Genomic DNA, 12,077 nt, shown 5'->3' with positions numbered 1-12,077 from the left:
TGGGCGAGGGCCATCGCGATCCACACCCGCTGGCGCTGCCCGCCCGAGAGCTCGTCCACGGGGCGGTCGGCGAGCTCGAGCGTGCCGGTGTCGCGCAGCGCCTCCTCGACGATCGCGTCGTCGTCCGATCCGGAGCCGCGGCCGAACAGGCCCCGGTGCGGGTAGCGGCCGCGGGCGACCAGGTCCGAGACGGCGATCCCCTCCGGCGCGATCGGGGTCTGCGGCAGCAGCCCCACCTGCTGCGCGACCTGGCGCGTCGGGAGCCGGTGGATCGCGCGCCCGTCGAGCAGGACGCTCCCCGAGCGCGGGGTGATCAGCCGCGCCATCGCGCGCAGGAGCGTCGACTTGCCGCAGGCGTTCGCGCCGACGATCACCGTGATCCGGCCGGGCGGCACGGCGAGCGAGAGCCCGTCGACCACCACGCGCTCGTCGTAGGCGAGGGTGACCGCGTCGGCGGCGAGGGTGGGCGGGGCGTCGGTCACAGGGAGCCTCCGGAGCGGTTGCGGCGGGCGAGGAGCCAGAGCAGGAAGGGGGCGCCGAGGGCGCCGGTGACGACGCCGACCGGGAAGCGCGCGCCCGAGAACAGCGCGCCGACGACGTACTGGGCGAGCAGGTCGGCGGCGAGCACCACGACCGCGCCGACCAGGGCGGAGGGGATCAGCAGCGTGCGCGCGCTCGGCAGGATCCGCCGCGCGATCGGCCCCGAGACGAAGGCGACGAACGCGATCGGGCCGGTGGCGGCGGTCGCGACGGCCACGAGGCCGACTCCGACCGCGAGCAGTGCCAGCCGGCTGCGCCGCACGTCGAGCCCGAGCGCGGTCGCCGACTCGTCGCCGAGCTGCAGCACGCCGAGCCGGCCCGAGAGCAGCAGGGCCAGCGGCACCAGCACGAGCATCGTCAGCGCGAGCGGCGGGACGGAGGGCCAGGCGGCCGAGTTGAGGCTGCCGGTCAGCCAGCGCAGCGACTCCTGGACGTCCTCGAAGTCGGCGCGGGTCTGCACGTAGGCGATCACGCTCTGGAACATCGCCGCGACACCGATGCCGATGAGGATCAGCCGCGCCCCGATCACTCCGCCGCCCTCGGCCAGCCCGGCGATGATCAGGGCCGTCGCGAGCCCGGCCGCGACCGCGATCACCGAGACCGCGCCGCCCGAGAGCCCGAAGAACGCGATCGCGACGACGGCCGCCGCGCTCGCCCCCGACGTGATGCCGATGATGTCGGGGCTGGCGAGGGCGTTGCGCAGCATCGTCTGGAAGATCACGCCGCCCATCCCGAAGCCCACGCCCACCAGGACGGCCGTGATGGTGCGCGGCAGCCGCAGCGTGCCCACGGTGAAGGAGGCGCCCGGCACGGTCTCGCCGAGGATCACGCGGACGACCTCCGGCACCGAGTAGACCGTGCTGCCGACCGTGAGCGAGACGACGACGAGCGCCAGCGCGAGCACCGCGAGGACCGCGCAGCCGATGACCGTGCGCCGACGGCGCAGCGTGCGGCCGGCCGCGATGCCGACCGCAGCGGGCGCCTCCGCGGTCCTCACAGCGCCCGTACCTTCGAGCGGCGCACGATCGCGATGAGCACCGGGGCGCCGATCAGCGCGGTCACGATGCCCACCTCGACGTCGCTCGGCCGGGCGACCACCCGGCCGACCACGTCGGCGACGAGCAGCAGCAGGGCGCCGAGCAGAGCGGAGGAGGGCAGCAGCCAGGCGTGCGCGGGGCCCGTGACGCGGCGGGCGAGGTGCGGGACGACCAGGCCGATGAAGCCGATCGGTCCGGCGATCGCGGTCGCGGCGCCGCAGAGCAGCACGGCCGCGAGCCCCGCGACCAGGCGGATGCGCCCCACGCGCCGGCCGAGGCCGGTCGCCAGGTCGTCGCCGAGCGCCAGGGCGTCGAGCCCCCGCGCGCTGGACAGGGCCAGCACCGCGCCGACCGCGAGGAACGGGACGACCTGCAGGATGCTCGCGGTCTCGGCGCCGCCGACTCCGCCGACCTGCCAGAAGCGGAAGCGGTTCAGCGTGGTCTCCTGGGTGAGCAGGACCGCGCTGATGAGGGAGGTGAGCGCGGCGGCGGTGGCGGCTCCGGCGAGGGCGAGCTTCAGCGGAGTGGCGCCCTCGCGGCCGAGCGACGCGACCGCGTAGACGAACGCCCCGGCGGCGGCGGCTCCGAGGAACGCGAGCCAGATGAACTGCGGCAGGCTCGTCGCGCCGACCCCGGCGATCCCGAGCACGACCGCGAGCGAGGCGCCCGAGTTGAGGCCGAGGATGCCCGGATCGGCGAGCGGGTTGCGGGTCAGGCCCTGCATCACGGCTCCGGCGAGCCCGAGCGCGGCGCCGACCAGGATCGCGAGGACCGTCCGCGGCACCCGCCCCTGCACCGCCGCGTCGACGATGGACGCCGGATCGGGCGAGGTCAGCGCCGGCCAGACCTCGCCGAGCGGGATCTCGCGGGAGCCGTACACGAGCGAGAGGACCGAGGCGACGGCCAGCGCGACGAGGGCGACCGCCAGCGCGGTCGCCCTCGTCTTCCGGGTGGGTGCGGTGCGGGTCACGACACCTTGTCGGCGGCCGCGGCGAGGCCGGCGGTGTACTCGTCGAGCACCCACGGGATGCTGAGCAGGTTCGGCGACGAGGTGGCCATGGCGGCGGAGGAGCCGTCCTCCAGCACGTAGACGGAGCCGCGCTCGACGGCCGGGATCTTGGAGAGCAGCGGGTCGGCCTGCAGCGCGGCGAGGGTCGTGTCGTCGCCGTAGACGACGAGCACGTCGGCGTCGAGCTGGTCGGCGTTCTCGGAGCTGATCGTGCCGCTGAACGCCTCCGAGTCGCCGGAGAGCTCGGCGACGCTCGGGGCGACGTCGAGTCCGAGGTCCTCGACGAACTTCACGCGCGCGTCGTTCGGCGTGTAGTAGGTGAAGGTGCTCGCGTCGGTCGGGTCGTACCAGCCGTACATGAACGTGGTGCCTGCGAGCTGCGGGTAGGACGCGGTGGTCTGCGTGATGTCGCTCTCGATCTCGCCGACCTTCGCGACGGCCTCGTCCTCGAGGCCCAGCGCGGCGCCGTCGAGCTTCGCGGAGTCCTGCCAGGTCGTGCCCCAGGGCAGGCCCGGGTAGGCGACGGTGGGGGCGATCTGGCTGAGCGTGTCGTAGTCCTGCCGGGTGATGCCGGAGTAGGCCGAGAGGATCACGGTCGGGCTGAGGTCCGAGATCGCCTCGAAGGGCACGCCGTCGGTCTCGTCGAACAGGGTCGGGGTCTCGGCGCCGGAGGCGTCGAGCGCCTCCTTCGTCCACACCAGCAGGCCGTCGCCGTCCTCGTCGCCGTAGGAGGCGCGGGTGAAGCCGACCGGGGTCACGCCCAGCGCGAGCGCCACGTCCTGGTTGGTCCAGCTCGTCGCGACGACGCGGTCGGCCGACTCGACGGTGGTGCTGCCGAAGGCGTGGTCGACGGTGACGGGGAAGCCCTCGCTGCTCTCGGCGGCGCTGCTCTCGGACGTGCCCTCGGAGCCGGCGTCGGCTCCTCCCGAGCAGGCGGTGAGCAGCAGCGCGGCGAGGCCGAGCGAGGCGACGGCGGTCAGGCGGAGGGGGGTGCGAGTGGCGGGCACGGCGATCCTTCGAAGGGGGTGGTGTGGGTTGCGAAGGTTAACCTAACCTAACCGCCTGGACGGGGCCAGTGGCCGGTGGGATCAGCGGCGGTGGGACGCGACCAGGCGGCGCAGGTGCTCGCGGGGAGCGTCGACGATCCGGACGGGGTCGTCGAGCACGAGCGTCGTGCGCTCGGATCCGTACTCGGGCCAGCCGGCGTCGCCCGTCGCCGCGAAGGCGGCCCAGCGCGACGAGACCTCGTCGCTGAGGCGCTGCGGGGCGGGCCCGATCGTGCCACGGGCGTCGTCGAGGCTGCGGAAGAGGAAGGGCAGCTCGAGGGAGTGGGTCGCGCCGCGGGAGTCGTCGGCGCGCCAGGCGAACAGGGCGGCGCGCGTCGATCCGGTCGCTGCGGCCCGGGCGTCGAGCAGCCGCAGACTCGGCTGCCGGTAGATCTCGTCGGCGAGGCACGCCTCCAGGGCCTCGGCGTCCGAGGGGGTGCGGCCCAGGTCGGCCGCCAGAGCCTCTCGATAGGCCCCCGCGTCCCCTCCCGGAAGCAGGTCGGCGACGTGCCGGTCGAGCTGTGCGCGCAGCTCGACGGAGTCGGGAGCCCGGAGGTCGACGGAGCCCGAGCCCTCGTTGACGTTCGTCGTCACGACGAGATCCACTCCGCTCGAGGCTCCCGCCGCGACGGCGGACACCGGGTCGCGGGTCAGCAGGCGGCCGTCGAGGCCCGCCCGGAACACGGCGACGGTGTTCGGACCCGCGGCCGAGCGGCGGGCGAGCAGGCGGTCCTGCGCCTTGATCAGGCGAGGCCAGGGCAGGTCGAGGAGCCGCTCCGGCGGCGCGCCGAGCAGGTCCAGCAGCTCCGCCGTCGCCTCCTCGCCGTACTCGCGGGACCCGACGCGCTCGGGGTTCGCGCTCTGCAGCACTGCTCGCGCGAAGAGGCCCTCGGCGCGGGGCGCTGCGAGCAGCATCGCGGCCGACGTCGCGCCGGCGGACTGGCCGGCCAGCGTGATCCGACCGGGGTCTCCTCCGAACGCCGCGATCTCGTCGCGGACCCACTCGAGCGCGGCGACGGTGTCGTGCAGGCCCGCGTTCGCGGAGTCGCGGTACTCGTGGCCGAGGAGGTGGTCCACGGTGAGGAATCCGAGCGCGCCGAGCCGGTGGCCGAGCGCCACGACGACGGTGCCGGTCCGGGCGGCGAGCCGTGCTCCGTCGCAGAAGGGCTCGGAGGGGGAGCCGGCGACGTGCAGCCCTCCGTGGATCCAGACGATCACCGGGCAGGCCTCGGCTGCCTCCGGCGTCCAGACGTTCACGGTCAGGCAGCCGGTCTCGCTTCCACCCGACGTCTGCGGAGCGCGCGGTCCGGGCTCCAGCGCCTCGCGCCGTCCGCTCCAGGCCTCGAGCGGCGGAGCCGGGAGGAAGCGCCGGGGGTCGCCCGCGTAGGGCACCCCGAGGAACGCGTGCGCCGCTCCGTCCGGCGTCGCGACGGTCCGCCCGAGCAGCCGGCCGGCGGAGACGACGGCCTCAGCCATCGCGCCCTCCGGGCTGCAGGAGCACCGGCCCGTGCCCGGGCGAGAGGGTGCTCTGCAGCACGAGGGAGGACGCTCCGACGGCGGCCGCGTCGCGCGGGTTGCTCGAGAGCTCGACCTCGATCGGGTGGGCCCGGCGGGCGAAGCGGCGCTCGTCGAGGCGGGCGCGGATCGCGCGGGTGTGGATCGAGCCGGCGATGGCGACTCCGGGGCCGGTGAGGACCAGCTCGTCGAGGTCGAACAGGTTGGCCAGGATCAGAGCGCCGTCGGCCAGGTGCCCGGCCGCGCGCTCGATCAGGGCGAGGGCCGCCGGATGGCCGTTGATCGCCGCCAGGCTGAGCACGTCGAAGTCGCGGGCGTGCTCCTCGGCGCGGAAGGCGAGGTCGAGGTCGGCGAACGCGGCGCGGTCGGAGCGCGCCTCCTCCACGACCACCGTCGGCGAGGCGTACCGCTCGAGGCAGCCGACGTTGCCGCAGAAGCACTCGCGCCCGCCCGGCACGATCGTGACGTGGCCGATCTCGACCGCGTTCGAGCTCGCCCCGCGCAGCAGTGCGCCGTCGAGGACGACGCCGGCCCCGATGCCGGTGCCGACGTAGATGCTCCCGAAGGTGCGGTGCCGCGAGACGCCGCGGCTCCAGAACTCGCCGATCGCGGCGGCGGCGGCGTCGTTGTCGAGCAGGATCGGCGCGCCCAGACCGGCGCCGAGCTCCTGGCGGAGCGGGTGGTCGCGCCAGTGGTGCAGCGTCGGCGGGCCGAGGACGCGGCCCGCGGCCTGGTCGATCGGGCCGGGAGCGACGACCGCCACGCCCGCGATCGAGCCGCGGTCGATCCCGGTCCCGCGGATGAAGTCGTCGTAGGCCCGGACCAGGCGCGCGGTGACCTCCTCCGGGGAGGCGAGCGCGGCGCCGTCGATCTGCTGGCGTGCGATCACGCCTCCGCCCGTGTCGGTGGCGACCAGGGTGATCGACTCGAAGCCGAGCTGCAGGCCGATGGCGATCCTCGCCCGCGCGTTGATCTCGAGCAGCTGCCGCGGCTTGCCCCCGGTCGAGGTCGAGCCGGTCTGGCGGACGATGCCGTCGGTGAGGAGCTTGCGCACGATCATCGAGATCGCGGGCTGGGTGAGGCCGGTCGCGGCGGTCAGCTCGACGCGGCTGATCGGCCCGGAGGAGCGGATCAGGTCCACGACGAGGGCGCGGCTCCCGGGGGCCGCGGGTGTCGATTCGCGCCGTGCCATGCCGTCACCTCCCGTTCCGCTCGTCAGCGTACGGGACGGCTCCGCCGCCGATCGGCCCCCTACTCTGGACGGGCGACGAAGGGCGGTGGCGATGACGCGGACGAGACCGATCGGCCTGGCCCTGGTGCGGGCGACCGAGATCATGGGCGCGGAGCCGTACTTCCACGAGTTCATCGCCGGTGTCGAGCGGGCGGTCCGCCCTTCGGGCTACTCGGTGCTCCTCAACGTCCTGCCCGACGCCGACGCCGAGCTCGCGACCTATCGGCGGTGGAGCGAGGACGGCGAGGTGAGCGGCGTGATCCTGGTCGACCTCGAGGACGGGGATCCGCGGCCGGAGTTCGTGCTCGGCCTCGGCCTCCCCGCCGTCGTGATCGGCCCGCCGAGCGCCGCCGTCGGCTTCCGCGCGGTGTGGACGGACGACGACAACGCGATGCGCGCGGCCGTCGACTTCCTCGCCGGTCAGGGCCACTCCCGGCTCGGCCGCGTCGCCGGACCCGCGGAGCTGCTGCACACGCGCATCCGCGAGGAGACGTTCGCGCAGGAGTGCGCGCGGCACGGAGTGTCCGGACCGACGGCCGGGGGCGACTACTCGCGGGCCTCCGGGGCCCGTGCTCTGGCGGCCCTGCTCGACGGCGACGAGCGGCCGACGGCGGTCGTCTTCGACAGCGACCTGATGGCGCTCGGCGGACTCGACGAGGCCCGCGATCGCGGTCTCGCCGTCCCGGGCGAGCTCTCGCTCCTCGCCTGGGACGACTCCGCGCAGTGCCAGCTCAGCGAGCCCCCGCTCTCGGCGGTCTCGCACGACGTGCAGGTCATCGGGATGCTCGCCGGTCGGGAGCTCCTGGCCGGCATCGCGGGTGGCGAGAGCCGTGCGATCAGCAGCCCCGCCGTCGTGATCGTCCCGCGCGGATCCACGGGCGCGCCGGCGGCCTGAGCATCTCCGACCGTCGGTCGACGGCCGTCGCCACGCCCCGCGTGCTCGCACTGCCGTCTCGATTCGTTACATAAATTATTTACTTTTGATATTGACCTCGACGGGGAGGACAGGGGAGTCTGTCCGAGGACCGGCCGACGAGGGCGGGGCGACGAGCCCCGATCCCGAGAGCGGAACGACGCGAGCCGGTCCTCCACCCCGGTCGAAGGAGCCCTGGAACACACATGACCCGTGCCGCAGCACCGCCCGCCCCGAGGCGCTCCCGCCTCCGCTCGGCCCTCGCCGGCGGAGCGATCGCCGCCGTCGTCGCCTCGACCCTCGTCGCGACCGCGTCCTCCGCCCAGGCCGCGCCGGCCGACTGGACCAGCGCCAACACCGCGTTCGTCCAGCGCGACGGCAGCGCCCTCACCCTCGACGGCGAGCGCTTCCGCGCCAGCGGGACGAACATCTACTGGCTCGGCCTCGACGAGAACGTCGGCGGGATCGACTACCCGACCTACTTCCGCATCAAAGACGCCCTCGACGCGGCGGCCGGGCTCGGTGTCACCGTCGTGCGCTCGCACATGATGACGTCGACCAGCCAGGACGACGCCGACCCGCTCGCGCTGATGCCGCGGCTCGGCGAGTACAACGAGGAGGCGTTCCGCACCATCGACTTCGCGGTCGCCTACGCGGGCACCCTCGGCATCCGCCTGGTGCTGCCGCTCACCGACCAGTGGGAGTACTACCACGGCGGTCACCGCGACTTCACGACTCCGCTCGGCCTCGAGTCGGACGACTTCTACACCGATCCGGCCGCGATCGCGGCATACCAGGACTACGTCGACCACGTGCTCGACCACACGAACACGATCACCGGGACGCGCTTCGTCGACGACCCGACGATCATGGCGTGGGAGCTGGGCAACGAGCTCGAGGGCATGACCCGCGAGTGGATCGACGCCCAGGTCGCGCACCTGAAGGAGAAGGCCCCGGAGCAGCTCGTCGCCGCCGGCCGCCGCTTCGACATCGATCCCGACACCCTCGCGTCGCCGGACCTCGACATCGTCGACGTCCACTACTACCCGCCGACCGCCGAGCGGGTCTCGGCCGACGCGCGGACCGTCGCGGACGCGGGCAAGGTCTACATCGCGGGGGAGTACGCCTCGACGGCCGCCTCCGCCACGCTGCTCGACGCGGCCGCGGCCGACCGGAACGTCTCGGGCATGTTCTTCTGGTCGCTGTTCGGGAACAACGACCGCGGGGGCTTCGTCCCGCACGACGACGGCTTCACCCTCCACTACCCGGGCGATTCGGCGCGGGAGCGGGAGAGCGTGGACGCGGTCGAGCGCTACAGCGCGGCCGTCGGCAGCACGCCCGGCCGGCACGAGCTCGGCGCCCCGCTCGTCACGGCCCTCGACCAGGTGTACGGCATCACCACCGTCTCGTGGCGCGGGACCGCGGGAGCGCAGGGCTATCTCGTGCAGCGCTCGGTCGACGGCGGTGCCTGGAGCGACGTGACCGACGGCGCCGTCTCCGCCTCCGCCTCCCCGGTCACCGACTACGACTCGCCCGACGGAGCGCGCTACCGCGTGGTCGCGGTCGGCGAGGGCGATCGCCCCGGCCCCGCCTCCGACCCCGTGGCCGCGCCCGAGGCCGGCACGGTGCTCGTCGATCCGCTGCAGACCTGGACCCTCAGCTCGGCACACGAGAACGCGCGGCTCGAGCCGACGCCGGCCGGCGGAGTCGTCGCCGCGACGGGCGCTGCGAGCATCACCTGGCAGCGTGACGGCGTGACCGCCGCCGAGTTCCTCCTCTCGGACCCCTCGGCCGCGACCGTCTCGACGAGCACCGACGGGACGACCTGGACTCCGGCCGCGACCACGGTCGACGGCGGCGCCCTCCGGGCGGTCGGCCTCGACGGCGACGCCGTCCGCCTCTCCTGGAGCGGCAGCGCCACCCTCGAGCGCGCCACCGTCACGAGCGCGGCGGAGGCGGTGGCCCTCGCGGACCCGCTCGACGACTTCTCGAAGGTGTCGGCCCGCACGGGCAGCCTCGCGATCGACTCCGGCTCGCCCGCGCAGTTCGGCGGAGACGTCTCCCGCGTGAAGCGCGAGAGCACCGATCCGGCGAGCCTCACCTGGAGCTTCGACGACATCAGCGGCGCCGACGTGACGGCCTGGTACTGGCCCGACCAGCCGGTCGCCCCGCTCACCGTGGAGGGCTCGGCCGACGGTGCGACGTGGGCGCCGATCGCGGTCGACACCCGCGGCGGCACCGGGAACTGGAAGCAGTACACGCTGTCGGTGCGCGGCCTCTCCGGCGTGAACCAGCTGCGCGTCTCATGGCCGCAGGGCCCGGGCGAGGCGTGGACGCCGCAGATCGGCTCCGTGAACCTCTTCTCGCCGAACGCCGCTCCGCTCGGCGCCCCGGCCGCCCCCGCGCTCGTCGCGCCGGCCGCCGGCGCCGACGGGATCACCGCGACCCCCGCGTTCTCATGGGAGCCCACCGCCGACGCCGCGTTCTACCGCTTCACCCTCTCGGCGTCGGAGGACCTCTCCGACCCGATCGTGGAGACGACCGGGCTCACCGCGACCACCGTCCGCCCGGACGTCGACCTCGCCCCCGAGACGCGCTACTCCTGGCGGGTGACCGCCGTGAACGGCGTCGGCTCCACCGTGTCCGAGGTCCGCTCGTTCGAGACCTCGGCCGTGCCGACGGAGCCCGTCGTGGTCGACGACTTCGAGGGCTACGCCGACGACGCGGCGGTCCGCGAGGCCTACGTCCGGAACAGCGGGGGCGGCACCATCGCGCCGACGCTGGTGCCCTCCGGCGCCGGCAGCGCCGCGCGCTTCGACTACGACACGGGCACGGCCGGCTACGCGGGCGTCGTGAAGACGTTCGATGCTCCGCAGAACTGGTGGGGCTACTCCGGGCTGACCCTCGACGTGGACGCCGCGGCCCCGTTCTCGGTGCAGTTCGTCGCGAACGGCGCCTACTGGGAGGCCTCCGTCACCCCGGCGACGGAGGGGCCGACCGTCGTCCCCTTCTCAGCCTTCGCTCCGCCGTCGTGGGCCCCGGAGGCCGATCTCGACCTGACCTCGGTGACCCGGTACGCCCTCTACGTGAACGGATCGGGGACCGGAGTCCTCACCGTCGACGACGTGGCGACGGTGGTCGCCGCCGGGCCCGCCCCGACGCCGACGCCGACCGCTCCGCCCACGACGACGCCGACCACCCCGGCGACGCCGACGCCCACCGCACCGCCGACGACTCCCACCGCGCCGCCGACGGCCGGGCCCTCGCCCCACCCCCACGTGCCGTCGTGGCTGGAGTCGCTGGTGCGCCAGTACCTCCCGACGATCCGGCACTGGTGGCAGGCACGTCACTGACCTCCGTCCCGCACCCACTGCACTCACCGTCGCACCGCGACGCCCTACCGAGGAGAACACCCGTGCAACGACCCACCAGAAACCGCAGGACCACGCTGACCGGCATCGTCGCCGTCGCCGTCACGTCCTCCCTCGCGCTCGCCGGCTGCTCCGGCGGATCGGCGGGGAACGACTCCGGCGAGCCGGCCGGCGAGATCACTGTGCTGACCAACCGCACCGACCTGGTCGACACGACCTTCGCCGACTACGCGACGACGTTCGAGGGGAAGTACCCCGGGACGACCGTGAAGTTCGAGGCCCTGACCGACTACGAGGGCGACACCAAGATCCGCCTGAACTCGAAGGACTACGGCGACGTGCTGCTCATCCCGAGCTCCAACGTCACCAAGGACGACTACTCCGACTACTTCGAGCCGCTGGGCTCGACGGAGGAGCTGTCGAAGACCTACCGCTTCACCAACGAGGGCTCGTTCGACGGCACCGCCTACGGAGTCTCGACCTTCGGCTCGGCCATGGGCTACGTGTTCAACCGCGACGTCTGGACCGCGGCGGGCATCACCGACCCGCCCGCCACGGAGGAGGAGTACCTCGCCGACCTCGAGAAGATCAAGGCCGACGGCGTCGTCCCCTATTACACGAACTACAAGGACGGCTGGCCCCTCGCGACGATCGAGGGCAACCTCGGCACGGTGCAGGGGGCGGACGTCCGCACCGAGATGATCGCGGACGACGCGCCCTGGACCGAGGGCAACGACCAGTACAACATCGACGGCCTGCTCTACGACACGGTCGCGCAGGGCCTCAGCGAGGCGGACCCGACCACCACGAACTGGGAGGAGTCGAAGGACCTCCTCGCGAGCGGGGAGATCGGCTCGATGGTGCTCGGCTCCTGGGCCGTCTCGCAGATGCAGGACGCGGCCGAGAAGGCCGGGAAGTCCCGCGACGTCATCGGCTTCTGGCCGATGCCGTGGGCGCAGGACGGGACCTTCACCTCGGTGACCGCCTCGGACAAGTTCCTCGCGATCAACAAGAACTCCGACAACAAGGCCACCGCCCGCGCGTGGATCGACTGGTTCACGAACGAGTCCGGCTACGCCGAGAGCCAGGGCGCGATCAGCCCCGTGATCAGCGACCCCGCTCCCGACACCCTCGCGGACTTCGACGCGCTCGGCGTGCAGTACCTCGAGCTCGCCCCGGACCCGGTCGGCAAGGAGGCGGTCATCAACGACATCGCCAACGAGGCCGAGATCGACCTGTTCGGCAACGCCTACCGCCAGGAGCTGATCGACGCCGCGCGCGGTGCGGGCGCCGGCGACAAGGAGTCGCTGTTCGCCGACCTCAACTCGCGCTGGGCCGCGGCCCGCGCCGACGTCGCCGAGTAGTCGGCGAAGGTCGTGTCGACCAGGTCGGTGCGGTTGGTCAGCACAGTGATC

The 12,077-nt window shown here is 73.7% G+C and carries 9 protein-coding genes; 3 read left to right on the top strand and 6 right to left on the bottom strand.

All coding sequences use genetic code 11. The features are described from left to right. From C5C27_RS14520 to C5C27_RS14495, 6 genes are all read right to left on the bottom strand, one after another. Nucleotides 1-482 (bottom strand): ABC transporter ATP-binding protein (locus tag C5C27_RS14520; RefSeq protein ID WP_258066779.1); only part of this gene is annotated, 482 nt, incomplete at its 3' end. After that, on the bottom strand, nucleotides 479-1,537 hold the full coding sequence (locus C5C27_RS14515; protein ID WP_104238784.1) for an iron chelate uptake ABC transporter family permease subunit: 1,059 nt from the start codon (nucleotides 1,535-1,537) through the stop codon (nucleotides 479-481). The genes C5C27_RS14520 and C5C27_RS14515, both read right to left, overlap by 4 nt. Then, nucleotides 1,534-2,547 (bottom strand): iron ABC transporter permease, encoded by a 1,014-nt coding sequence (locus C5C27_RS14510; RefSeq protein WP_104238783.1) that lies wholly within the window; start codon nucleotides 2,545-2,547, stop codon nucleotides 1,534-1,536. Before C5C27_RS14510 ends, C5C27_RS14515 begins: the two co-directional genes overlap by 4 nt. Further along, a complete protein-coding gene (locus tag C5C27_RS14505; RefSeq protein WP_181027213.1) occupies nucleotides 2,544-3,593 on the bottom strand; it encodes an iron-siderophore ABC transporter substrate-binding protein in 1,050 nt (349 codons plus the stop codon). Before C5C27_RS14505 ends, C5C27_RS14510 begins: the two co-directional genes overlap by 4 nt. Before the next feature lie 81 nt (nucleotides 3,594-3,674). Then, nucleotides 3,675-5,108, bottom strand: coding sequence for a carboxylesterase/lipase family protein (locus C5C27_RS14500; RefSeq protein ID WP_104314762.1), 1,434 nt, complete (start codon nucleotides 5,106-5,108; stop codon nucleotides 3,675-3,677). Continuing rightward, nucleotides 5,101-6,339, bottom strand: a complete 1,239-nt coding sequence (locus tag C5C27_RS14495; RefSeq protein WP_104234022.1) for an ROK family transcriptional regulator — start codon at nucleotides 6,337-6,339, stop codon at nucleotides 5,101-5,103. Before C5C27_RS14495 ends, C5C27_RS14500 begins: the two co-directional genes overlap by 8 nt. A 91-nt stretch (nucleotides 6,340-6,430) precedes the next feature. Here C5C27_RS14495 and C5C27_RS14490 point away from each other — a divergent pair, with 91 nt between their 5' ends. The 3 genes from C5C27_RS14490 to C5C27_RS14480 all read left to right on the top strand — a co-directional run bounded on the left by C5C27_RS14490 (nucleotide 6,431) and on the right by C5C27_RS14480 (nucleotide 12,026). Beyond that, nucleotides 6,431-7,273, top strand: a complete 843-nt coding sequence (locus C5C27_RS14490; RefSeq protein WP_219813184.1) for a LacI family DNA-binding transcriptional regulator — start codon at nucleotides 6,431-6,433, stop codon at nucleotides 7,271-7,273. Between the two features lie 224 nt (nucleotides 7,274-7,497). Beyond that, complete coding sequence (locus C5C27_RS14485) at nucleotides 7,498-10,644, top strand: cellulase family glycosylhydrolase (RefSeq protein WP_104314761.1); 3,147 nt, start codon at nucleotides 7,498-7,500, stop codon at nucleotides 10,642-10,644. 62 nt (nucleotides 10,645-10,706) lie between these two features. After that, nucleotides 10,707-12,026 (top strand): ABC transporter substrate-binding protein, encoded by a 1,320-nt coding sequence (locus C5C27_RS14480; RefSeq protein ID WP_244230529.1) that lies wholly within the window; start codon nucleotides 10,707-10,709, stop codon nucleotides 12,024-12,026. Nucleotides 12,027-12,077 lie beyond the last annotated feature (51 nt).

Origin of the sequence: Rathayibacter sp. AY2B7 (assembly GCF_002931635.1) — a bacterium.
Taxonomy (GTDB): Bacteria; Actinomycetota; Actinomycetes; order Actinomycetales; family Microbacteriaceae; genus Rathayibacter.
The sequence above is the reverse complement of the archived record's forward strand: the minus strand, read 5'-3'. Positions and strand labels throughout refer to the sequence as shown.

Coding starts and splice junctions, on each gene's coding strand:
- C5C27_RS14490 (WP_219813184.1), top strand. CDS start 6,431: ATGACGCGGACGAGACCGATCGGCCTGGCCCTGGTGCGGGCGACCGAG.
- C5C27_RS14485 (WP_104314761.1), top strand. CDS start 7,498: ATGACCCGTGCCGCAGCACCGCCCGCCCCGAGGCGCTCCCGCCTCCGC.
- C5C27_RS14495 (WP_104234022.1), bottom strand. CDS start 6,339: ATGGCACGGCGCGAATCGACACCCGCGGCCCCCGGGAGCCGCGCCCTC.
- C5C27_RS14500 (WP_104314762.1), bottom strand. CDS start 5,108: ATGGCTGAGGCCGTCGTCTCCGCCGGCCGGCTGCTCGGGCGGACCGTC.